Source organism: Phenylobacterium sp. GW821-FHT12F10, from assembly GCF_058806695.1.
The window spans coordinates 942,044-962,500 of record NZ_JBXAPY010000001.1 but is presented as its reverse complement, the minus strand read 5'-3'; the positions used below and the strand labels follow the sequence as shown (position 1 = coordinate 962,500).

Below are 20,457 nucleotides of genomic sequence, written 5' to 3'. Positions count from 1 at the left end.
GCTGAACACGGTGATCCACCGCCCCTGCGCCATCGCCTGGGGCGAGAAGCCGTAGGTCGGCAAGATTTGCTCAGGCGGCAGGAATGTCTGCAGGCCGAACCCTCCGATGATCACCGCGGCCATGGCCAGGGCCGGCCAGGGGGCGTTGAAGGCGGGTTCACGCGGTTGGTCCAACGGGCTCTCCACACGCAAAAGAATAGCGAAACCGGGTGGTTCGCTGAGTCGCATTAACCAAATCGCCAGTGTCTTTGCTCTTTAGTGCGCGCTGTCCAGTTTTGGCACGCTCGTTGCTCCTGCCTGGGCAGACGTTTGGTCCGCGCGAGGTTTTCGTATTTCCATGGCCGCTGCTCCCCCCGCCGCGCCGCGTCTCCTCGGGCTCGCCTGCGCGCTCGCCTGCGCCCTGGCCGCGGGTCAGGCCCAGGCCCAGGCGATGGCCACCAACTCCGCCGACTTCAACGCCGGCTACGGCCGCGTGGCGGGCTCGGAGAACCATCCGGTGGAGGTCTCCACCCGCGACGCCAACGGCAACCGCATCATCGTCGACGGCCTCATGCTCACCGGCGAGGACCAGTCCAGCTTCTCCAGCACCTCGGGCGTCGTGGACGCCTATGCCGGGGTCGGCGCGCTCTCGGGGGGCGCCACGGCGATCGGCAACAACCTGACCGTGGTCACCCAGGGCAACTACAACACCGTCATCATCAACTCGACCCAGACCAACACCGGCGCGGTGACCGCCAACGCCAGCGCCAACGGAGGGGTCGGCAGTGGTCAGTAGCTCTCTCCAACGCGTCGCCGGCGCGCTCAGCGCCGCGGCCCTCGGCTTGGCCGGCTGCGCCACCCCGGTGGCGGGCCCCAGCGGCAACTATTCCCGCGCCATCGGCACCGCCCCGGTCACCGCCAACCCGACCCCCTATTCCGCGGCCCTGGTCTGCATGGCCGGCTACGCCCGCAACGCCAAGCTGGTGGCCCCGCGCATCGCCGTGGGCCGCATCGCCGACTACACCGGCAAGTCGGAATCCGACGGCTCGGGCCGCAAGATCACCCAGGGCGCCTCGCTGATGGCGATGTCGGCCTTCGCCAAGGCCGGCATGCCGCTGGTGGAACGCTTCGACACCTCGGTCTCCGAGCTGGAGCTGAAGTACGCCAACAACAAGCTGATCTCCGACGCCCCCAACCCCGCCCCCGACCAGGCGGCCGACTATCGGCGCATCCTGGCCGGCCAGGTGCCGGGTTCGGACTTCTACGTCGCCGGCGGCGTCACCGAGCTGAACTTCAACATCCGCTCCTCCGGCGCCGACCTCACCGGCGGCAGCCCGGACGCCAAGGAGCTCAAGGGCTCCTTCCGTGGCCGCATGTTCGTCATGAACATCGGCCTCGACATGCGGCTCATCAACACCCGCACGCTGGAGGTGGTGGACGTCATCTCCTACCAGAAGCAGGTGGTGGGCCGCGAAGTGGGCATCGGCCTCTTCGACTTCCTGGGCGGCAACGTCTTCGACGTCTCGGCCGGCGCCGGGGCCCTGGAGCCCATGCAGCTCGCCGTCCGCGCCCTCGTCGAGCGCGCCGTCGTCGAGATGACCGCCAACCTCTACGGCATGCCCGGACCCCGCGCCTGCCTGGCCTCGGACCCCCTGGGCGACGGCACGGTGGGCATCACCGGCGGCTATGTGCCGGCCTACAACAACCTGGGCACCAACAATGCTGAAACGCGGTCCGATCCTTCTCGCTGGAATTCTCGTCGGGATCCTGCCGTGCGGGGCCGCTACTAGCCAGACCAGCACGGTCCTGAACAACCAGGTCCAGCTCGGCGACGTCTTCAGCCAGCAAACCCTGAACGTCGAGACCGTCAGCGACTCCACCACCGCCAATACGACGGCGACGGCCAACGTCTACGCCGCCTCCACCGACGGCGGCGACCTCGACATCCGCTCCAACCAGACCTCCAGCGGCGACGTGGTGGCCGACACCGTGCTCAATGTCGGCGCCAATTCCGGCGCGGCCACCAACCTGACCACCACCGCCGGCGGCAACCTCGGCGACGCCAGCATCTACGGCGGGACCCTGACGGGCGTCTTCAACCAGGCCACGACCGCCTCGACCCTCTACGCCCACAGCCATATCGAGGCGCCCGACGCCCAGGCCGGCGACGTGGCCACCTCCACCCAGGCCGTGGCCAACAACCAGAACCTCGGGGTCAGCGTCGCGGCCGCCGGGGTGCGCGTGAACCAGGCCAACGCCGGAACCGCCTATTCCGACGGCGGCGGGGTCTATGGCCTGGTCACCGGCACGGCGGAGATGACCGCCGGCGCCATGGGCAACAATGTCTCCCTCTCCGGCGACGGCGGCTCGGGCGTGCGGATGATCGCCGACCAGCAGAACACCGCCGACACCACCCACGCCTCCCACTTCACCGCCTTCGGCCAGGTGCAGGACGCCAAGACCACCGCCATCGCCGCCGGCAACAATCTCAACGCCGTGAACGAGGGCTATCTGCTGGACGCCACCGTCAACCAGGGCAACCAGGCCTATGTCCGGGCCCAGGCCGAGAGCTCGGCGGCCAATTTCGGCGCCGGCGCGGCGGTCTCCAGCGGCGTCGGCAACAGCGCGGTGATGGGCGACATCGGCGGCGAGGTGGTGATCGACAACACCCAGTTCAACGAGGGCGGCGGCATCGAGGCCGTGGCGGCCTGGACCGGCGGCGAGGGCTATGACGGCCTGGCCTCGGCCACGGCGACCGGCAACTCGGCGGTCGGCTATTCCTGCGCCGACTGCTCGGGCCGCCTGACGGTGGCCAACAGCCAGAGCAACACCGTCGATGTCGGGGCCACGGCGACGGCCACCATGACCACCGGCCGCTCGGTCTCGGGCGTGGCCAACGCCGTGGGCAACACCGCCACCTACTATGTCAGCCGCCCCGGCGAGTAGGGCGTCCCCGCCCCCTTCCCGCCTTGCGCCCGCCACGAGCCCCGGCGCATGGTGCCCGACCTTCTTAAGAGATCGACCCGGAAAGCCTTGATGATCCGTCCCTTGCGCGCCCTGGGCGCGCTGCTTTCGGCCCTGGCCCTCAGCGCCTGCGCCGTCCCCCACCTGTCGGCGCCCAAGTTTGGGGGGTTCGGGTTCGGACAGGACAAGACCCCGGCCGTCGCCCCGGCCAAGCCGCCGCCCGGCCAGTGGCCCCAGGTCCGCTCCGACGTCCCCGCCGATCCCGAGATCCGCTTCGGCGCCTTGCCCAACGGCATGCGCTACGCCATCCGCAAGCAGTCGACGCCCGCCGGCCAGGCCGCCCTGCGCCTGCGCTTCGACGCCGGCTCCCTGATGGAGACCGACGCCCAGGCCGGCCTCGCCCACTTCCTTGAGCACATGGCCTTCAACGGCTCGAAGAACGTGCCCGAGGGCGACATGATCAAGATCCTGGAGCGCCTGGGCCTGGCCTTCGGGGCCGACACCAACGCGTCGACCGACTTCGACGAGACCGTCTACAAGCTCGACCTGCCGCGCACCGACGCCGAGACCGTCGACACCTCCCTGATGCTCCTGCGCGAGACGGCCGGGAACCTCACCATCGACCAGGCCGCCGTCGACCGCGAGCGCGGCGTGGTGCTGTCGGAGGAACGCGCCCGGGATAACCCGCCCTACCGCGTCTACAAGGCCCGCCTGGACTTCATGCTCAAGGGCCAGCGCCCGCCGACCCGCTATCCCATCGGCAAGGTCGAGGTGCTGCGGAACGCCCCGGCCGGTCTGATCGCCGACTACTATCATCAGTACTACCGGCCCGAGCGCGCCACCCTGGTGGCCGTCGGCGACTTCGACCTCGACGCCATGGAGGCCAAGATCAAGGCCCGCTTCGGCGACTGGGCCCCCGCCGGCCCCGCCGGCGCCGACCCCGACCTCGGCCCCGTCGCCCCCCGCGGCCCGGAGGCGAAGCTGGTGGTGGAGAGCGGCGCGCCCCTGTCCCTGCAGCTGGCCTGGATCGGCCCGCCCGACACCGCCCCCGACACCCAGGCCAAGCGCCGCCGCGACTTCATCGAGCGCCTGGGCTTCTCGGTGCTGAACCGCCGCTTCTCCAGCCTCAGCCGCTCCGGGACGCCGCCCTTCCTGGGGGCCGGGGCCTTCAAGAGCGACGAGTACGACGCCGCCGAACTGACCATGATCACCGTCAACGCCGAGGCCAGCCGCTGGAAGGACGCGCTTTCCGCCGCCGACCAGGAGCAGCGCCGCATCATCCAGTACGGCGTGCGCCAGGACGAGCTGGACCGCGAGATCGAGGAGATCCGCGCCAGCCTCAAGGCCGACGCGTCCGGCGCCGCCACCCGCACGCCTTCGGAACTGGCCGGCGAGATCGTCGGCTCGCTCTCCGACGACGAGGTGGTCACCAATCCGGTGCAGGACCTGGCCTTCTTCGAGGCCACCGTGAAGGGGCTGAAGGCCGCCCAGGTCTCCGCGGCCCTGAAGGCCGCCTTCGACGGCGACGGCCCGCTGGTCTTCATGACCTCGCCCCAGCCCATCGCCGGCGGCGAACCGGCCCTGCTCCAGGCCCTGGACGCCTCGCGCAAGGTCGAGGTCACCGCCCCCACCGCCATCGCCACCGTCGCCTGGCCCTATGGCAGCTTCGGAACCCCTGGCAAGGTGGTGGAGACCAAGGATGTCGCCGACCTCGACGCGGTCTTCGTCCGCTTCGCCAACGGCGTGCGCCTCACCGTCAAGCCGACCCATTTCCAGGACGACGAGGTCCTGGTCCGCGTCAATGTCGGCAAGGGCCGGGTCGACCTGCCCAAGGACCGCCAGAGCGTGGCCTGGGCCGCCGGCGCCTATGTCGAGGGCGGCCTGAAGCAGATCAGCGCCGAGGACATGGAGCGTGTCCTGGCCAAGCAGGTCTACGGCGCCCAGTTCGGCATCGCCGACGAGGCCTTCGTCCTCTCCGGCGGCACCCGCCCGGAGGACCTGGACACCCAGCTGCAGGTGCTCACCGCCTACGTCGCCGAACCCGGCTGGCGGCCCGAGGCCTTCCAGCGCCTGAAGACCGCCGGCAAGACCATCCACGACCAGTACGAGTCCACCGATAGCGGCGTGCTCAGCCGCGACCTGGCCGGCCTGCTGCACCCCGGCGACCAGCGCTGGGTCTTCCCCAGCCGCGGCCAGATCGCCGACGCCAAGCTGTCGGAGTTCCAGGCCGAGATCGCGCCCGCCATCGCCGGCGGCCCCATCGAGGTGGTGATCGTCGGCGACATCACCGTCGACAAGGCCATCGAGGCCGTCGCCGCCACCTTCGGCGCCCTGCCCCCGCGCGCCGAGCCGCCGCCCGCCGATCCCGCCCGCCGCCAGGTCGCCTTCCCGGCCGGGGTGGCGACACCGGTCCAGCGCACCCACAAGGGCCGCGCCGACCAGGCCATCGGCTTCCTCGCCTGGCCCACCAACGACTTCTTCGCCAACCCCCAGAAGGCCCGCGACACCGCCGTCATGGGCGAGGTGCTGGAGCTGCGCCTGATCGAGGAGCTGCGCGAGAGCCAGGGGGCCACCTATTCGCCCCAGGTCAGCTACAACCACTCCATGGTCTGGCCCGGCTGGGGCTATGTCTCGGCCAATGTCGAGATACCGCCGGAGAAGCTGCCGGCCTTCTTCGCCGACGTCCGCAAGATCGCCGCCGACCTGCGCGCCAAGGACATCACCCCCGACGAGCTGGAACGGGCCAAGAAGCCCCGCATCGACCAGATCGAGAAGGCGCGTGAGACCAACGGCTACTGGCTGAATGAGCTGTCGGGCGCGCAGGGCGACCCCCGCCGCCTGGAGGCCACCCGCGCCATCATCCCCGGCACCGAACGCGTCACCGTCGCCGACGTCCGCCGCGCCGCCCAGGAGGTCCTGGTGGACGACAAGATGTGGATGCTGGAGATCAAGCCGGGGAAGTAGGGACCAACCTCGGCGCTCTCCTCTTAGTCGTCACCGCGTTGACAGAGGCCCTCGACCAAAGCGACCTTCGCCCCTACGGCAGGTTCAATAGAGGGGCGACGGATCCATGAATCTTGCCGGCGCCTTTGGACTTGCTGCTGCGCTCTGCATGATGGCGGCCTATGTCCTGGGGGATCGAGGGTTGGTCTGGGACCGGGGCAAGGCCTGGGGCCGGCCCCGATTGCTCAAGCCCGTGGCGGCCCGGCCGGACGACCTACCGGCCTTGGTGCAGGCGATATCTGAAGGATCGGCGGCCGTCAGATTTGCAGGTCTGACGTTCAGTGCGGCCGATCCTTCAGGTCCTGACGATCCGGTGAACCTCAATATATCCTTCGAGAACGGGAGGGCGGGCTTTGACTGGGTTCTGCTTGCTCGACGGAATATTAGGGAGGTGGAGAAATTCAAAGCGTTTGCCCAGGCCCGCGGACTTGAACCGCGTCCCTGCTCTATGAATGGGGTCTCATATCTTAGGGTCGAGGATTGTGACGTCGCGAAGTTCGCCACGGACGTCATAACCGAAATGTACGGGCGTGCGCCTGACGAGCCGCTTGCGCTGTTCCATGAGGGCTTTGAATGGCCCCGAACCTGAACCCGACGAGGATCTAAGACGCAGAAGGAGCCCGCGTCGCCACGGGCCCCTCCGCGATCTGAGATCGGTCGATCGCCAGTAGACGATCCCGCCCCCACCTGCGAGCACGGACCCATGCGCGCCAGCCGACACCTGAACCAGTGGCTTCGAGACGCCGCCGCGCCCTTCGAGGGCTGGGACTTCTCCCGCATCGCGGGCCGCTTCGTCGAGGCCGAGCCCCCCTGGGACTATCTGGCCCTGGCCAGGGCCGCCGTAGCCCAGGCCTCCGACATCCTGGACGTCGCCACCGGCGGCGGGGAGATCTTCGCCAGCCTCGCCCCCTTCCCCGGCCGGGCGACGGCCGTCGAGGGGTTCGTCCCCAATCTCCCGGTGGCGCGGCGGCGGCTGGAGCCCCTGGGGGTGCCGGTTTTCCAGGGCAATACGCGCTCGGGCATGCCCTTCGAGGACGAAAGCTTCGACCTGGTGCTCAACCGCCACGGCGGCTTTCGCGCCGCGGAGATGTGCAGGATCCTCAAGCCGGGCGGCGTCTTCCTCACCCAGCAGGTGGGCGGCGACAACCTGGCCGACCTCACCGCCGCCTTCGGCGCCCAGCTCCCCTACCCCGACAACACCCTGGCCCGCGTGCGCGCGGACTTCGAGGCCCTCGGCGCCGAGATCCGCCGCGCCGAGGAATGGCGCGGCCCCGTCACCTTCGCCGACGTCGGCGCCCTGATCTATTTCCTCAAGGCCATCCCCTGGGTGATCCAGGATTTCGATGTCGAGCGCCACCTTGGCCCGCTCCAAGCCCTGCAAGCTCAGCTGGACGCCGGCCAACCCCTGCGCTTCACCTACACCCGCTTCCTGATCGAGGCCGTGAAACGGTAGGCCCCGGATCGATCTCCAAGGCCGCCGTCAGGGTTTGGCCCAGGCCGCCATGCCAAGAGCGAAATAGTCTTTCCCGACGGCGGGATCGATCGCCAGCGCCCGATCGACGTCAACCCTCGCCTCGGCAGCCATCCCCTGTTCGTGACGAATCGCGCCGCGAAGGAATAGCGCGTCGGCGCTCCGGGGATTCAACTCGAGGCTCCGTTCCGCATCGGCCAGAGCCGCGCCCAGCGACCCCATTCGCAAATGCACGAACGCTCGTGTCGCTCGCGGCGCCCCATTGTCTGGGGCGATGCGAACAGCATGGTCGCAATCGGTGAGCGCCAGCGGCAGGTCCCGCCCCATCAGGGCCCGGGTCCAGCACCGGTTGTTGAGATCGGCAAGGCGGTCAGGCTCAAGGCTGATGGCGCGGTCAAAGTCGACGAGGGCCCGCTCGTAGTCGCCGAGCTGTAGATAGGCGTCGCCGCGGCGGCCATAGGCGTCGGCATAGCGGCCAAAGAGGGTGATGGCCTGGCTATAGGCCTGCACCGCACCCTGAGGGTCCTTCATATCCTGCAAGATATCGCCCTTCACGAGTAGGGCGAGAGGCTCCGTCTTCAGACGGTAGGCGTGGTCGATGTCTCGCAAGGCCTGATCATACTGCCCAATCGCCCTGCGCGCCCCGGCCAGGTTGATGAGCGCCGTCGGATTGAGCGGCCGCAGCTTCAGGGCCTGCTCGTAGTCCGCAATCGCCTTCTCGTATTGACCCAGCTTGTTGTGGGCGTTGCCGCGATTGTTGAACGCCAGGGCGTGTTTGGGATTCAGCTGAATTGCGATGTCGAAGTCGGCGATCGCTTGGCCGTAGTCCTTCTTCTGAAGGTAGGCCACGCCGCGATTCACATAGGCTTCAGTCAGCCGAGGCGAGAGGCCGATGGCGACATCGAGATCCTTGATGCCCGCGTCATTGTCGCCCGCCAAGATTCGCCTGGCGGCGCGGTCGACAAGGAATTGCGGGTCGGGTTCTGTGTGGCCTGCGGTCGCCAACAGGGCCGTCGCCAGGGCGATTGCGCCCACCAGCCTTCGCGTCTCCGCCTTCATTCGCCGCGCCCCGATCCAGGCGGGGCGCGCAGGCGGAGTCCGAGCCGGCCTCACCAACAACTTCAGGAACCCCCGCCATGAAGGCGCGCAGCATGCCTGAGGCGTGATTGCGGTCAAGCGCGTCCCCGGGGCTGCTCAGGCCCGGTCTCGCCGGTTCAGTTTGAGCCCTTGGATGCGATCACCCGGTAAATGGGGCGGTCTATCGCTTGGCCGCCGTCGTCGTGTTGAGATGAAGTCTCCGGAATCATCCCGACGGAGGCCTGCCCATGACTCTGGTCGCCCTGCCCCAGCTCGGCGGTTGCCGGTGCGGCGCGGTCCGCTATCGGCTCACGGCGGCCCCGCTCCTGGTCCATGCCTGCCACTGCCACGACTGCCAGACCCGGTCCGGCGCGGCCTTCACCCTGCCCATGGTGGTGCGCAGCGCCGACCTCGTCGTCACCGGCCCCCTGGACGTCCTGTTCCAGCCGACGGCGGCCGGACGGGAGATCGACCAGAGCTTCTGCCCGCGCTGCCGTGTCTCGCTGATGTCGCGCGCCCGGGCCGCGCCGGACTTCACCACCCTGCGGGCTGGAACCCTGGACGACGCCGGCTGGGTCGTCCCCATCGTCCAGACCTTCGTGGAAAGCGCCATCCCCTGGGCGGTCATCCCCGGCGTCCGCGCCGTGCCCTGGACCGGCTTCGACTACGCAGCCCACGGCGCCGAATGGCGGGCGAGCGCGCCACAGTTCGCCTAGAGCCCTCCAAACGCAGAAGGGGTCCGCGTCGCCACGGGCCCCTCCGCGATGTGAGAGATCGGGCGATCGCTAGTAGACGATCCCGCCCACCCCGCCGTCCAGGCTCATGGCCGTGGTGACGCTGGTCTCGGAGCTGCGCTCCTCCTCCTCGCGATAGGCGGTGTAGGTCTCGGTCATGATCATGGTCAGGATCTTGATCCCGGCCCCGAAGCGGCGAAGCAGGGAGCGCTCGTTGCAGTCCCGGGCCGGGCGCTGCGGACGGCACTCCACCTTGCCGCCGGGCAGGTGGACCAGGGCGTCGTTCTTGCGGCAGACCAGGGTCTTGCCGCCGGAGAAGTCCACGTGGCCGTTATATTCGGCGATGGTCGCCGACAGGAAGGTGCCGGCGATGCAGCGATAGAGCTCGCCCTCATAGGCGTCGTCGATGTCGCGGTCGGGGGTCACCTGGCTGGCCGGGTGCGGGATCTCGCGGTCGTCGATGCAGAAGGCCTGGATCACCACCCGCGTGGTCTTGGTGCGGGTCGCCTGGTAGGCGGTGCGCTTCATCCGCTTGCCGGCGTCGATGTTGAGGCCGGCGATCATGCCGGTGGACATGGGGGGCGAATAGCCGCCGCCGCCGCCGCCGCCGCCGTAATAGGTGACCGAACCGGCCCCGGCGCCCGCGCCAGCCCCCGCGCCGGCCCCGGCGCTGGAGGCGGCGTTGGCGATGGCGACGTTCACGCTGGAGACGTTGACGTGGATGTTGGTGCGCTGGCCGTTGTCGCAGCAGGGCGGGGTCGGCGGCGGCGGGGCCGGCGGCGGGGTGCAGCACGGCGGCGTGGGGGGCGTGACGCAGCAGGGCGGGGTCGGCGGCGTGCAGCAGACCGGCGGCGGTGTGCAGCATTGGGCCAGCGCCACGTCGGGCGTGGCGCTCCCCAGGAACAGCAGTCCAAATCCGAGCAGCAGGCCCAGCAGGGTCGAACGCATCGTCATGGAACAGCCCCTCCTCTAAGGCCGCCGTTAAGCATGCAAGAACCGCGCCGCACATCGCGCCGGGTCCCGCAGCCAAGCCCTGGACGTCCCGATTGGGGACGCCGGGCGACTGGTCCGCATCTTTCTGCAAGCCCCATGCGGTCACGGACGACCGCGAACGGGGCTGCATCGGGATGTCGATGTTCCATTCAAATACAGAACGGTTGATAGACTATTGGCGTGGCCGCGGCGGCGACGGCCGTCTGCCGCTCCGCAGCGCCATCAGCCCGGCCGATTTCTCCGAGATCATCGCCCAGGTCTTCATCCTCGGGCGCACCCGTTCGGGCGTCTATCCCGTGCGTCTGGCCGGCGGCTTCGTCTCCGAACTGCACCAGCGCGACCTGCGCCAGCAGAACGGCCTGTCCCTGGTGCGCGAGCGCGACCGCTTCAACCTGCACACCGCGCTGGAGACCGCCTGGCGACGCCCAGAACCCATCGTCGCCACCGTCGAGGTGCTCACCGAGGGCCCCAGCCTGCCCATGGAGGTGCTCTTCGCCCCCCTGGCCGGCGCCAACGGCTCCCCGGACCGCTTCCTGGGGCTCTACCAGCCGCTCGGCATGGTGGCCCGCCTGCGCGGCCTGCCCGCCCTGCCCTTCGCCGTGCGCGACATCCGCGGCATGGGCCCGGCCAATGAGGAAACCCCCCGCCTGCGCCTGGCCACCCTCGACGGCCGCCGCATCGCCTGACCTCGGCGTCCCAGCCGCCTCGGCGAAGCTGAGTCCGTCTTCGCGCGTTTAAAGCTCCGGAAAGCCTACGCGCTTAGAGTGCGTAGCCGGAGGAAGCGCAGATGGGACATCCACTGAGCGCCCCAAGACCCTGGCTCGCGGGCGCGGCCATCATCTCCAGCCTCGGCGTGTTCGCGCCCTGCGCTCACGCCCAGGACATCCGCGCCCAGGCCGCCACCGCCGCCACCCCGCCTGCGCGCAACGCCTTCGTCTCGGCCATGGGCCAGCCGCTGGCCGACTTCAACATCAACCAGGCCGAGATCCCCGACAGCCTGCGCAAGGCCGCCGACGATCCCTACGCCCTGGACGACAGCTGCCCGGCCATGGCCGCCGAGATCGCCGGTCTCGACGCCGCCCTCGGCCCCGACCTCGACGTCGACGCCGCCAAGCTCACCAAGCGCAAGATGATCGGCCGCGCCGCCGCCGGCGCCGTGCGCCGCCTGGCGGTGAGCTGGATCCCCTATCGCGGCGTGCTGCGCACCGTCACCGGCGCGGAGGCCCACGCCCGCAAGGCCCAGGACGCGGCCCTGGCCGGTGCCGTGCGCCGCGCCTATCTCAAGGGCCTGGGGGAACGCGGCGGCTGCGGCCCCGAGGCCGCGCCGCGCCGGACGCTCGTGGAACATGCCGCCCCCCAGGGCGATCCCGCCCCGGCTGAGGTCGTGGCCCTCGACGCCCCCTAGGCGCCGGCCGCCTGCGCCATCGCCCGGGGAATCTCGGCCAGCAGTTCGCGGGCCAGGAAGCCCAGGGGTCCGACGCTGGCGCTGAGCGCCGCTCCGGCCCGGCCGTGCAGATAGACGCCCCAGATCGCCGCCGTCGCCGGCGCCGCCCCGCGCGCCAGCAGGCCGCCGATCACCCCGGCCAGCACGTCGCCGGACCCGGAGGTCGCCAGCCCCACCGCCCCGTCGCGGTGCCGCCAGGCGCGGCCGTCGGGGGAGACGACGAAGCTGTCGGCCCCCTTCATCACCACCACCGCCTGCAGGGAGGCGGCCAGATCGCGGGCCACGCCCAGGGGATCGGCCTGCACCTCGTCCTTGGAGCGCCCGCTCAGGGCGGCCATCTCGCCGGCGTGCGGGGTCAGGATCAGCCGGCCGCCCAGGGCCCGCGCCGCCGCCGACACCGGTCCCAGCCCGGTCATGGCCGCGGCGTCCAGCACGAAGCCGCAGCCGGTGGCCGCCGCCATCAGCCGGGCGGCCAGCTCCCCGGCGCAAAACTCGTCCATCATGCCGGGGCCCACCACCACCGCGTCGACCCGGCGCAGCAGGGGCGCCAGGGCGTCGGCCGCCGAGGCGGCGATGTCCCCGTCGGTTGTCTCGGCCACGGTGATCACCCGGGCCTCCGGCGCGGCGAAGGCCAGGGGCGAGGCGTAGGAGGCGCCGGCCGCCATCTGCAGCTTGCCCGCCCCGGCCCTCAGGGCGGCGATCCCGGTCAGCACCGCGGCCCCCGGAACCTGGGCCCCGCCGGCCACCACCAGGATCCGGCCGCGCGCATCCTTGTCGCTCTCCCCCTCCAGCCGGGGCAGGGGCAGGCTGCGAAGCAGGGCGGGATCGACCTCGACCGGGGCGCTCATCGCGCCGCCACGGCGGCGTCCGGGGCCGAGGTCACCGGCGCGCCGGCCCGTTCCAGCGGGGCGGTGAAGTTGTAGCGCGCCAGCTTCAGCGCCCCGTCGTGGCCTTCGCCGGGCTCGAACCGGTATTCGGTGACCCCGCAATTGGCCACGTCCCCCTCGGCGTCGATCTCCAGGATCTGCTGCTCGCTCAGGCCCTCCAGCAGGTAGCGCAGGCACAGCACCACCACCTGGTGGCCGACGATCAGCACCCGGCGCTCAGCATGGTGCAGGGAGAGCGTGTCCAGCGCGCTGCGCAGCCGCAGGATGACGTCGGCCCAGCTCTCGCCGCCCGGCGGCCGGTGGTAGAACTTGCCCAGCAGGGCGCGCATCTCGGCCTGCTCGGGGTGCAGCTCCCGGATCCCCAGGCTGGTGAGCCGGTCCAGGATGCCGAACTCCCGCTCCCGCAGCCGCTCGTCGACGCAGCGGGTCGGCGCCTCATGGGCCAGGCCGCCCGCCTCCCCCACCAGCTCGGCGGTGCGCACGGCCCGCGCATAGGGGGAGGTCAGCACCACCTCGGGCCGCTCGGTCGGCGGCAGGGCCGCGAACCAGCGCCCCAGGGCCCTGGCCTGATCCTCGCCCAGGGCGCTCAGCGGCACGTCCACGTCCCGCTGCGCGATCTCGATTCGTCCCAGACCCGAGGCGTGGGCGAGGTCGCGGGCCACGTTCCCGGCGCTCTCCCCATGCCGCACGATCCACAGATTGGAAGGCCAGCGTGATCTCATGCAGACGGAACGCCGGGACGGGCGCCTGGCTCCCTTCGCTTCATGGGGAGGAAAAGACATGACTTCGCCCGCGTCGCGCGTTTCATGCCGCATGGCCACCAAGACGCCCGCCGCCGTTCACGACCGCGCCTCGCGCCTCCAGCGCCTCCGGGTCTGGCTGCGCCACCTCTTCTATGGCGAGAGCCCCGGCGCGGTCCGCTTCCGCCTCTGGGTCATCGTCCTCGACCTGGTGCTGATCGGCTTCTTCATCGCCACGCCGATGTTCCGCGACCGCCCGATCTTCCTGGCCATCGACTACGCCGTCGCCGTCATCGTCGCCATCGACCTGGGAGCCCGCGCCCTGGCCGCGCCGGACCTGTCGCGCTGGCTGCGCCGGTCCAGCTTCTGGGTGGACGTGGTGGTGCTGATCACCCTGCTGTTCCCGCTCTGGCTGGCCAATTTCGCCTTCCTGCGGGTGCTGCGGCTGTGGTCCCTGTTCCACAGCGACTTCTTCTGGGAGACGGTGGCGCGGCGCTACGACAACACCCGCTGGGAGGAGACCGCGAAGGCGCTGGCCACCCTGGTGACCTACCTCTTCATCGTCACCGGCTTCGTCTACGCCCTCTATGCGCGGCAGCATCCGCACATCAACGGCTATGTCGACGCCCTCTATTTCACCGTCAGCACCGTCACCACCACCGGCTTCGGCGACGTCACCCTGCCCGGGCCCTCGGGCAAGCTGCTCTCCATCCTGATCATGCTGTCGGGCTTCACCCTGTTCGTGCGCCTGGCCCAGGCTCTGCTGCGGCCCAACAAGGTGAGGTTCCCCTGCCCCACCTGCGGCCTGCTGCGCCACGACCTCGACGCCGTCCACTGCAAGGCCTGCGGCCAGCTGCTCAACATCCCCAACGACGAGGGGCCGTAGGGCCGCCCCGCCGGGTCGATGGGCGCTGTCGCGGGCGGCCCTTCGCGGCGAGATCAAGCCGGAACCCAGCCGGGGAAGACGCTAGTCACACGGCCAAGCTCGTGTAGGTTGCAACTCATTCAAGTCCGGGGCGCGCAATGAGCTACTCAATCACCATCGCCACGGCGCTGCCGCTCTCACTTCGCGAGACCGCGATCACGCTGCAGCCGGCGCCCGACGTCAACGGCCCCTGGGATCTGAGCGCTGCGTTTCGCCCCCAGTCCAATATCGGGGCGAGCGACATCTTCGCGATTCAGCTTTCGGTCGGATCCAAGATCGAGATCTTGAACGAGAATCTTTCTTTGCGACCTGGAGGGCTGGTTCTTTACGACCAGGACGGCGCGAGCCTGGCCCAGAGCTATCAGTCCTCTGTCCAGGACTTGTCGGGTTTTGTGGCCCCCTACACCGGCCTCTACTTCATCAACGCCCTGTGGAGCCCGAACACCACCCCGGGCTGGGCCCAGATCCGCGTTCGGGTGGACCTGCCTGGCGCCATCACCGAGGGCGACGATGATCTCGCCGGCCGCTCCATTGTCGCGGGTGGCGGAAACGACACCGTCACCGGAACGGTCTGGGACGATTTTCAGCGCGGCGGCGCCGGCAACGACCGGCTATTGGGCGAAGCCGGCTTCGACGACATGCACGGAAATATGGGCGACGACACCCTCTACGGTGGGCACGGATATGACTGGGTCGTCGGCGGCCAGGGGAACGACCTTCTATATGGTGACGGGCCGAACAACTTCGGCGTCACCGGTGATCTCATCTTCGGCAATATGGGTGACGACACCCTGATCGGCTCGTATGGCGACGATCTGCTCCGCGGGGGACAGAACAACGACGAGCTTCAGGGGGGAGACGGCGCCGACTTTCTCTCCGGCGACCGGGGCGACGACACCCTGTCGGGCGGCACAGGGCGGGACATCTTTCACACCTTCGCCGGGGCCGGCGTCGATCGGGTGCTGGATTTCTCCGTCGCGGAGGGTGATCGGGTCAAGTTCGAGCAGGCCGGCACGCCCTACGTCCTGCGCCAGGTCGGAGCCGATACGGTCATTGAGCTCGAAGGAACTCAGATGATCCTGGTGGGCGTAAACGCTTCGACCCTGCCGGTTGGCTGGCTGATCTCGGGCTAGGCGCGCTTCAGCAGGAATTCGTCCGCTCGCCGCCCACGCCAAAGGGACAGGCCCCTTTGGGCGCCCTCTGTTCCAAGTGGCGGCCCAATCCCGGCCGCAATCGTGCTAACGAGAGGCGGTCGACCACCTGCTCAAGCCGCATCCCGACCCGTCACGGACGTCGGCCCCTGCCGTCCGCGGGACCCAGGTTTCCTCTAGAATCAACCGAGTCACCCATCGCCATGGATAAAGTGCCTATGACGGTTCAGGGCTTTCGCGCCCTGGACGAAGACCTGAAGCGGCTCAAGACCATCGAGCGGCCCGCCGTCACCGTCGCGATCGGGGAGGCGCGGCTGCACGGCGACCTGAAGGAAAACGCCGAGTACCATTCCGCGAAGGATCGGCAGGGGTGGATCGAGGGCCAGATCGTTCAGATCGGCGACATGATGGCGCGCGCCCAGGTCATCGACGTCAGCAAGCTCTCCGGAACCCAGATCAAGTTCGGCGCCACCGTCTCGGTCATCGACCAGAACACGGAGCTGCCGGCCCGTTATCAGATCGTGGGCGAGCATGAGGCGGACGTGAAGCAGGGCCGCATCTCCATCACCTCCCCCATCGCCCGCGCCATGATCGGCAAGGAGAGCGGTGACGTCGTCGAGGTGAGAAGTCCCGGCGGCCTGAACGCCTACGAGGTCACCAAGGTCGAGTGGATCTGAGTCCCGAGGGCCGAGGCCTCCGAAGGTCGATCCGTCACGCGCGGGCGAACCGCCGACGTCTTTGGTGCGCCAGGGGCGGACGTTGGCATTCGGCTCGCAAGCGGGCGTTCGAAGCAGCCTAGAAGTTCCCGTACCCATGCGGAGGTTCGCAGGCCTTCCCATCACCATCGCCGTCTTGCTCGGACGTGTAACCGGGCGACCAGATCGGGATGTCGTAGACGCCCGCCGCATGGGCCGCGCGACAGGTCGGGAAAGGCTGTTCGACCTTGGGGCCCGGCAGCACCCGCTGCACCTTTGGCCAGAGGTCGGGATAGATCCTGTTCACGCCGAACGCGATAACCGCAATGCACCCGAGCCAGTAGACAATCAGAAGGTTTCGCCCGAGAGCGCGAAGCCTCCTCCAGACCCGCAGCGAGAGGCGCACTCTGGGCGCGGCCGCGCGGAATCTGCTCCGCAGCCGGGTCAGGCGTTCTTCGCTACCGTGACCTTCGAGCGGGCGCGTGCTGGTGTCGTGAGCCGCCATGCGCCCATCCTGCCCGGCAATCACCAACCCAGACTAAACAGAGAGGGTTAGCGCCGCCCGCCGCGGATCTGGGCGGCTGTGCGCCAGTCGCGGGCCTTCGTCCAATGCCAACAAGCAGGCACTGACCACCCTATCCCGATCGTCTGCCGTCTACCCGTCGCTAAGCTTACATCCAGTTCGCCAAACGCGCCCTCATGGCATCAATGAACGGGCGATCGCGCTCTGATTCAAATCGCCGAGCCGTCGCCCAGCCGTACCCCATGCAGGCTGGTGACCCTCGTTTGTCTTCGGGCTCATCCAAGTAGCGTGGGGTAATGTGGGTGTGGAGAGCCTGCTCCGTGTTGCCCCAGGTTTCGTAGTTGATCCGGTACGCGCTGGTCACCTGGAGTAAAGCATCACCAATCCGAGCCACATCGAGCGAATAGCGGATGCGCCCGGGCTCAGGCAGCGCGTTGAGGCTCTCGACGACAGGATCAGCGAGCAGGAGACAGTAGCCAGGTAGGGGTTGGACGTCTCCGATCACGAGCCAACCAGACGCCATCCGGGAGATGACGTATGGGTTGTTTCCTTCTCTGGCGAGACCTACGCGTTCCGCAACCAGGTTGGTCATGCGGTCGACGCTCTCATGGACGATGGCGCTAGGCAATGCTCGGAATGCGCCAACAAGAGACGTCGACACTAGGCCGAGAAGCAGACATTCGGCTCGCCATCTCGGTTGTCTTCTGGGTCCAACCGAAGAGACCGCTTACGACCCGAAGTGGGCTTGTATTCGTTCGGGCGGCGGCCGGCCTCACGACAAGATGGGCCGCCACTAACTCGGCGGTGGAATGTCGAACGAGACCTGCCGGGTGGGTTGACGCGCAAGCGCGCCGGACTTCAGCACCGTCCTCGCGCCCCTCTCCGAAATGGTCGCGACCGCGGGAAGGTCGCTCTTGTGACTGACGATCGCCAGGGCCCCCGCGCGGTTGGCGGCGCGCGCCGTGTCGGGGCCGACATTGGCCGGCGCGCTCAACTCTGCGGTCGGCCCGTCATAGATCAGTCGCTGGACTGAGAACTCCCTCGATCCTGTGGTGTAGACCAGGCGACCGTCTGGCAGGATCGCTTTGAAGTTGACGGCGAGATCGCGCCCCTGCAGGAGGCGCGAGGCGGCGACAGAGGCCTCCGACAGACTTGGCTCGCCTGCACCTCGCAGCGGCAATGTCAGGACCAAGGCTGAGACGTCCTCCGAAAGCGCCGGGAAACGCGTTTCAAGCGACAGGTAAGTCCTGATTCCGTCGCGCTCCGTCGACCAGCCCCCGGAAGAAAAGCCGATCAGGCCCTCGGAACTCACGCTCAGCCCGCGAAGGCCGGGCAGGTAGACTTGAGAGACAATCTCGACCTGCCCGTCCGCCGCGATTTGGCCGATCTCGAAGAAGAACGCCTGACGATAGGCGAGATTGTGAATAGGGCGTCGGTCGTTTGTCTCCACCGGACCTCGCCCGACGCCGACCACGACGCCTTGTCCGTCAGGCCGGTAGACCGGCCAGCGGTAGAGCGCGTCCGCGGAGTCAAGCAAACCCCGGACGGCCCACGTGGTGAGGTCGATCTCGGCGACCTGAGAAATGCCGCCGTAGAATGGCGGAGTTCCCGTCAGGAGCAGCTTGCCGCCGTCCGGCGAGAAGCACGGGTCGCGCAGTTTGATGATCGGGTCGATGTGCTCGATGCGCGCGATCGAGCCCGCCTTCAGGTCAATCAGCTCGATCTGATGCCCAGGCCCGAGATTTCGGCAATAGGCGATCCGATCGCCGTCGTCCGAGTAGGCGGCCCCGTCATCGCTGGCATGGCGGGCGAGCTCACGGTAGGTTTCCTTGGCTTGGCGATCTGAGCGCCAGTCCGGCGCCGTCACAGGATCTACCCAGTTATCGGCGTCATCCGTGCTCCCAAGCGCCCGGCCGCACCCGCTCAACGGCTGTGACAACAGGCTAAGACCCATCAGAACAGACCTGCGGTGGGGTGATCTGCCGGTGATTGTCATTGGTGAGCCGCCTTCCTGTCGTTCGCCGCGACGATTCGTGACGCAGAGAGCGACGCGAACTGTATGTCCGAAGCGGCGACTTTACCTGGTGGACTGCCTAGGTCGCGTGCTGTTGGTGTTGGTGGGGGGATCGCCACGATGGGGCCGGAGAAACTTGAGCGTCGGAGCCGGCCGCATGAGGCGGCGGCGACAGCCCTCACGGCGCTCAGCGACGGTGACCTTGCGGCCCTGTTGGACGCGGCGGACTGGCGGGTCAGCTTCCATGGCAGCGAGAGCGCGCTCCTGGATTTCGCGGGCCGGAGCGTCTTCGCCAAGCGCATGGCCTTGACCCGGCGCGAGCTCGACGCTGGGCCGGCGGGAAGCGTTACCGCTGATCTTTTCGGCCTGCCCAGCCTTTACCAATATGCCGTGGGCTCGGCGGGTTTCGCTGCGGGGCGGGAGCTGGCGGCCGCCCGGATGACGAGCGGCTGGGCGCTGGCCGGAGCGTGCCCACACTTTCCGATCCTGCACCACGCGCGGGTGCTGCCGCGCACGGCGCCGAAGCTCAGCGAGCGGCAGGAGGCCTGGCTGGCGCGGATCCCGACGTTCTGGTCGGGAAACCCGGCGATCGTCGCAAGGGTAGAGGAGGTGACCCACGCCCCTGCCAATATCGTGATGATCCAGGAATTCGTAGGCCAGGACCTGGAGACCTGGCTGCAAGCGGCGCGGCCGAGGGGCGCGAAGCTGGCGGCCATGCACGATCAGTGGATGGGCGCCGTCGCCTTCATGAACAAGCAGGGCCTTTTCCACTTCGACCTGCACGCCCGCAACCTGTTGACCGACGGCGAAGACCTCTACCTCGCCGACTTTGGTTATGCGCTTGGGTCGGGGTTCGATCTCTCAGCGGAAGAGCGCGCGTTCCTGGCCGCCCACGCCGACTATGACAGCGCCTATGCCCGCTGGGCCTATGCCCGGTGGCTGGAGGCGGCGAAGCGCCGCCCGCTGGCCGTGCGGCCGATCCTCGCCCGCGAGGCGTCGGTCGCGGCGATCATGGACGCCTTCCTGCACGCCTTGCCTGGGACGAAGGCGGCGCCGCCGTCGGGATATCCGGCGCAGGCGGTGGGGGCGGCGCTGGCCGGGTTGGGGGTGGCGTTAGGTGAGCGGCTCCCCGTGTGAGAGCGGGCCGGACCAGATCCAGGGGCCAGGCGTCGACTCTTCCATTGGCCCCAGCCCGGAAGCCCCCCTACCCCGCCACCTTCAGCCGGCTCACCGCCTCGGTGCGGTTGCGGGCGCCGGTGGCGGCCAGGATGGCCTGGACGTGCAGCTTCACCGTGGCGATGGAGATGCCCAGCTTCTTGGCGATCTCCTTGTTGGTGCGGCCCAGCTCGATCTCGGCCAGCACCTCGCGCTGGCGGGGCGACAGCCGCTCGACCCCGGTCTCCGGGGCCGGCTCGGGCCGGGCCGCCAGCTCCTCGAAACAGGGGAAATATTCCCCCCCGGCCAGGACCAGCCGCAGGGCCGCGGCCATCAGGGGGCGTTCCGAACTCTTGGGCAGCAGGGCCTTGTAGCCATGGGCGTGGGCCAGGCGGGCCAGGGCCAGGTCGCGGTGCGGAACCACCAGCACCCGATGGCCCGCCGCGATCTGGGCCCCGCGCGCGATCCAGCGCGCCGCATCGACCCCGGAGGGCAGGTCCAGCAGGGCGAGGTCGAGCTTGCGGTCGCGCTCCACCCCGGGCAGGTCGGTGACGGTCGCCACCTCGACCGCGCCCAGATCCTCGCGCGCGATGGCGGCCAGGGCGTCGCGGCAGAGCGGCTGGCTGCTGACGATCACGGCGCGCATCGGAATGGCGAAATCTCCTCGGGCCCCATGGGGCGGACGGATGGCCCTGTCGGAAC

22 protein-coding genes (1 of these 22 running past the window's edge) are annotated in these 20,457 nt (G+C 69.1%); 13 read left to right on the top strand and 9 right to left on the bottom strand.

The genetic code is table 11. The annotated features are described in order from the left end of the window. A protein-coding gene (locus AC1RN5_RS04835) for a rhomboid family intramembrane serine protease (RefSeq protein WP_493040113.1) crosses the window boundary here: on the bottom strand, positions 1 to 174 show its 5' end (the start). 465 nt of this gene lie to the left of the window's left edge; only the first 174 of its 639 coding nucleotides appear in the window; its start codon is at positions 172 to 174; its stop codon lies off the left edge, out of view. 163 nt (positions 175 to 337) lie between these two features. Here AC1RN5_RS04835 and hfaA point away from each other — a divergent pair, with 163 nt between their 5' ends. The 6 genes from hfaA to AC1RN5_RS04805 all read left to right on the top strand — a co-directional run bounded on the left by hfaA (position 338) and on the right by AC1RN5_RS04805 (position 7,399). Next, positions 338 to 775: a holdfast anchoring protein HfaA gene (gene hfaA, locus AC1RN5_RS04830; RefSeq protein ID WP_493040112.1), complete on the top strand. Its 438-nt coding sequence runs from the start codon at positions 338 to 340 to the stop codon at positions 773 to 775. Beyond that, positions 765 to 1,769: a holdfast anchoring protein HfaB gene (gene hfaB / locus AC1RN5_RS04825; protein ID WP_493040111.1), complete on the top strand. Its 1,005-nt coding sequence runs from the start codon at positions 765 to 767 to the stop codon at positions 1,767 to 1,769. The genes hfaA and hfaB overlap by 11 nt, the downstream gene beginning before the upstream one ends. Continuing rightward, positions 1,699 to 2,925: a holdfast anchor protein HfaD gene (hfaD, locus tag AC1RN5_RS04820; protein ID WP_493040110.1), complete on the top strand. Its 1,227-nt coding sequence runs from the start codon at positions 1,699 to 1,701 to the stop codon at positions 2,923 to 2,925. Before hfaB ends, hfaD begins: the two co-directional genes overlap by 71 nt. A 90-nt stretch (positions 2,926 to 3,015) precedes the next feature. Next, entirely contained in the window at positions 3,016 to 5,907 is a 2,892-nt protein-coding gene (locus AC1RN5_RS04815; protein WP_493040109.1) for a M16 family metallopeptidase, read from the top strand. Positions 5,908 to 6,013: 106 nt separating this feature from the next. Further along, positions 6,014 to 6,535 (top strand): hypothetical protein, encoded by a 522-nt coding sequence (locus AC1RN5_RS04810; protein ID WP_493040108.1) that lies wholly within the window; start codon positions 6,014 to 6,016, stop codon positions 6,533 to 6,535. A 114-nt stretch (positions 6,536 to 6,649) separates the two neighbouring features. Further along, positions 6,650 to 7,399, top strand: a complete 750-nt coding sequence (locus tag AC1RN5_RS04805; RefSeq protein ID WP_493040107.1) for a class I SAM-dependent methyltransferase — start codon at positions 6,650 to 6,652, stop codon at positions 7,397 to 7,399. 27 nt (positions 7,400 to 7,426) lie between these two features. Here the strand turns inward: AC1RN5_RS04805 and AC1RN5_RS04800 are convergent, their stop codons facing one another. Next, positions 7,427 to 8,476: a tetratricopeptide repeat protein gene (locus AC1RN5_RS04800; protein WP_493040106.1), complete on the bottom strand. Its 1,050-nt coding sequence runs from the start codon at positions 8,474 to 8,476 to the stop codon at positions 7,427 to 7,429. Between the two features lie 266 nt (positions 8,477 to 8,742). On the opposite strand from AC1RN5_RS04800, the gene AC1RN5_RS04795 reads away from it, so the two are divergent. Beyond that, the gene (locus AC1RN5_RS04795; protein WP_493040105.1) at positions 8,743 to 9,210 is read left to right on the top strand and encodes a GFA family protein; all 468 of its coding nucleotides are present in this window, start codon (positions 8,743 to 8,745) and stop codon (positions 9,208 to 9,210) included. Between the two features lie 69 nt (positions 9,211 to 9,279). Here the strand turns inward: AC1RN5_RS04795 and AC1RN5_RS04790 are convergent, their stop codons facing one another. Continuing rightward, positions 9,280 to 10,182, bottom strand: coding sequence for a hypothetical protein (locus AC1RN5_RS04790; protein ID WP_493040104.1), 903 nt, complete (start codon positions 10,180 to 10,182; stop codon positions 9,280 to 9,282). 173 nt (positions 10,183 to 10,355) lie between these two features. On the opposite strand from AC1RN5_RS04790, the gene AC1RN5_RS04785 reads away from it, so the two are divergent. Next, entirely contained in the window at positions 10,356 to 10,907 is a 552-nt protein-coding gene (locus tag AC1RN5_RS04785; RefSeq protein WP_493040103.1) for a PAS domain-containing protein, read from the top strand. Between the two features lie 101 nt (positions 10,908 to 11,008). After that, the gene (locus AC1RN5_RS04780) at positions 11,009 to 11,626 is read left to right on the top strand and encodes a hypothetical protein (protein ID WP_493040102.1); all 618 of its coding nucleotides are present in this window, start codon (positions 11,009 to 11,011) and stop codon (positions 11,624 to 11,626) included. Here AC1RN5_RS04780 and AC1RN5_RS04775 read toward each other — a convergent pair. Both AC1RN5_RS04775 and AC1RN5_RS04770 read right to left on the bottom strand, forming a co-directional pair. Beyond that, on the bottom strand, positions 11,623 to 12,513 hold the full coding sequence (locus AC1RN5_RS04775) for an NAD(P)H-hydrate dehydratase (RefSeq protein ID WP_493040101.1): 891 nt from the start codon (positions 12,511 to 12,513) through the stop codon (positions 11,623 to 11,625). The genes AC1RN5_RS04780 and AC1RN5_RS04775 overlap by 4 nt on opposite strands. Next, positions 12,510 to 13,274 carry a histidine phosphatase family protein gene (locus AC1RN5_RS04770; protein ID WP_493040100.1) on the bottom strand — a complete coding sequence of 255 codons (765 nt, stop codon included), beginning with the start codon at positions 13,272 to 13,274 and terminating at the stop codon, positions 12,510 to 12,512. Before AC1RN5_RS04770 ends, AC1RN5_RS04775 begins: the two co-directional genes overlap by 4 nt. 58 nt (positions 13,275 to 13,332) lie before the next feature. On the opposite strand from AC1RN5_RS04770, the gene AC1RN5_RS04765 reads away from it, so the two are divergent. The 3 genes from AC1RN5_RS04765 to greA all read left to right on the top strand — a co-directional run bounded on the left by AC1RN5_RS04765 (position 13,333) and on the right by greA (position 16,045). Continuing rightward, the gene (locus AC1RN5_RS04765) at positions 13,333 to 14,178 is read left to right on the top strand and encodes a potassium channel family protein (RefSeq protein WP_493040099.1); all 846 of its coding nucleotides are present in this window, start codon (positions 13,333 to 13,335) and stop codon (positions 14,176 to 14,178) included. A gap of 137 nt (positions 14,179 to 14,315) precedes the next feature. Then, positions 14,316 to 15,350: a calcium-binding protein gene (locus AC1RN5_RS04760; protein ID WP_493040098.1), complete on the top strand. Its 1,035-nt coding sequence runs from the start codon at positions 14,316 to 14,318 to the stop codon at positions 15,348 to 15,350. A gap of 221 nt (positions 15,351 to 15,571) precedes the next feature. Next, positions 15,572 to 16,045 carry a transcription elongation factor GreA gene (gene greA / locus AC1RN5_RS04755; protein ID WP_493040097.1) on the top strand — a complete coding sequence of 158 codons (474 nt, stop codon included), beginning with the start codon at positions 15,572 to 15,574 and terminating at the stop codon, positions 16,043 to 16,045. A gap of 118 nt (positions 16,046 to 16,163) precedes the next feature. On the opposite strand, the gene AC1RN5_RS04750 is transcribed toward greA, so the two are convergent. The 3 genes from AC1RN5_RS04750 to AC1RN5_RS04740 all read right to left on the bottom strand — a co-directional run bounded on the left by AC1RN5_RS04750 (position 16,164) and on the right by AC1RN5_RS04740 (position 18,453). Continuing rightward, on the bottom strand, positions 16,164 to 16,568 hold the full coding sequence (locus AC1RN5_RS04750) for an excalibur calcium-binding domain-containing protein (protein ID WP_493040096.1): 405 nt from the start codon (positions 16,566 to 16,568) through the stop codon (positions 16,164 to 16,166). Positions 16,569 to 16,734: 166 nt separating this feature from the next. Beyond that, positions 16,735 to 17,178: an HIT family protein gene (locus tag AC1RN5_RS04745; protein WP_493040095.1), complete on the bottom strand. Its 444-nt coding sequence runs from the start codon at positions 17,176 to 17,178 to the stop codon at positions 16,735 to 16,737. Positions 17,179 to 17,379: 201 nt separating this feature from the next. Next, the gene (locus AC1RN5_RS04740; RefSeq protein WP_493040094.1) at positions 17,380 to 18,453 is read right to left on the bottom strand and encodes a TolB-like translocation protein; all 1,074 of its coding nucleotides are present in this window, start codon (positions 18,451 to 18,453) and stop codon (positions 17,380 to 17,382) included. A gap of 267 nt (positions 18,454 to 18,720) precedes the next feature. On the opposite strand from AC1RN5_RS04740, the gene AC1RN5_RS04735 reads away from it, so the two are divergent. After that, on the top strand, positions 18,721 to 19,737 hold the full coding sequence (locus AC1RN5_RS04735; protein ID WP_493040093.1) for a hypothetical protein: 1,017 nt from the start codon (positions 18,721 to 18,723) through the stop codon (positions 19,735 to 19,737). A 67-nt stretch (positions 19,738 to 19,804) separates the two neighbouring features. Here AC1RN5_RS04735 and AC1RN5_RS04730 read toward each other — a convergent pair whose 3' ends face one another. Next, positions 19,805 to 20,401 carry a helix-turn-helix transcriptional regulator gene (locus AC1RN5_RS04730; protein ID WP_493040092.1) on the bottom strand — a complete coding sequence of 199 codons (597 nt, stop codon included), beginning with the start codon at positions 20,399 to 20,401 and terminating at the stop codon, positions 19,805 to 19,807. Positions 20,402 to 20,457 lie beyond the last annotated feature (56 nt).

Excerpts from the sequence above, each read along its gene's own strand:
- AC1RN5_RS04760 (WP_493040098.1), top strand. The coding sequence starts at position 14,316 with ATGAGCTACTCAATCACCATCGCCACGGCGCTGCCGCTCTCACTTCGC.
- AC1RN5_RS04780 (WP_493040102.1), top strand. The coding sequence starts at position 11,009 with ATGGGACATCCACTGAGCGCCCCAAGACCCTGGCTCGCGGGCGCGGCC.
- AC1RN5_RS04745 (WP_493040095.1), bottom strand. The coding sequence starts at position 17,178 with ATGACCAACCTGGTTGCGGAACGCGTAGGTCTCGCCAGAGAAGGAAAC.
- AC1RN5_RS04775 (WP_493040101.1), bottom strand. The coding sequence starts at position 12,513 with ATGAGCGCCCCGGTCGAGGTCGATCCCGCCCTGCTTCGCAGCCTGCCC.
- AC1RN5_RS04810 (WP_493040108.1), top strand. The coding sequence starts at position 6,014 with ATGAATCTTGCCGGCGCCTTTGGACTTGCTGCTGCGCTCTGCATGATG.
- AC1RN5_RS04795 (WP_493040105.1), top strand. The coding sequence starts at position 8,743 with ATGACTCTGGTCGCCCTGCCCCAGCTCGGCGGTTGCCGGTGCGGCGCG.
- hfaD (WP_493040110.1), top strand. The coding sequence starts at position 1,699 with ATGCTGAAACGCGGTCCGATCCTTCTCGCTGGAATTCTCGTCGGGATC.
- AC1RN5_RS04790 (WP_493040104.1), bottom strand. The coding sequence starts at position 10,182 with ATGACGATGCGTTCGACCCTGCTGGGCCTGCTGCTCGGATTTGGACTG.
- AC1RN5_RS04770 (WP_493040100.1), bottom strand. The coding sequence starts at position 13,274 with ATGAGATCACGCTGGCCTTCCAATCTGTGGATCGTGCGGCATGGGGAG.
- AC1RN5_RS04815 (WP_493040109.1), top strand. The coding sequence starts at position 3,016 with ATGATCCGTCCCTTGCGCGCCCTGGGCGCGCTGCTTTCGGCCCTGGCC.
- AC1RN5_RS04730 (WP_493040092.1), bottom strand. The coding sequence starts at position 20,401 with ATGCGCGCCGTGATCGTCAGCAGCCAGCCGCTCTGCCGCGACGCCCTG.
- greA (WP_493040097.1), top strand. The coding sequence starts at position 15,572 with ATGGATAAAGTGCCTATGACGGTTCAGGGCTTTCGCGCCCTGGACGAA.
- AC1RN5_RS04735 (WP_493040093.1), top strand. The coding sequence starts at position 18,721 with ATGGGGCCGGAGAAACTTGAGCGTCGGAGCCGGCCGCATGAGGCGGCG.
- hfaA (WP_493040112.1), top strand. The coding sequence starts at position 338 with ATGGCCGCTGCTCCCCCCGCCGCGCCGCGTCTCCTCGGGCTCGCCTGC.
- AC1RN5_RS04765 (WP_493040099.1), top strand. The coding sequence starts at position 13,333 with ATGACTTCGCCCGCGTCGCGCGTTTCATGCCGCATGGCCACCAAGACG.
- AC1RN5_RS04805 (WP_493040107.1), top strand. The coding sequence starts at position 6,650 with ATGCGCGCCAGCCGACACCTGAACCAGTGGCTTCGAGACGCCGCCGCG.
- AC1RN5_RS04750 (WP_493040096.1), bottom strand. The coding sequence starts at position 16,568 with ATGGCGGCTCACGACACCAGCACGCGCCCGCTCGAAGGTCACGGTAGC.
- AC1RN5_RS04785 (WP_493040103.1), top strand. The coding sequence starts at position 10,356 with ATGTCGATGTTCCATTCAAATACAGAACGGTTGATAGACTATTGGCGT.
- AC1RN5_RS04800 (WP_493040106.1), bottom strand. The coding sequence starts at position 8,476 with ATGAAGGCGGAGACGCGAAGGCTGGTGGGCGCAATCGCCCTGGCGACG.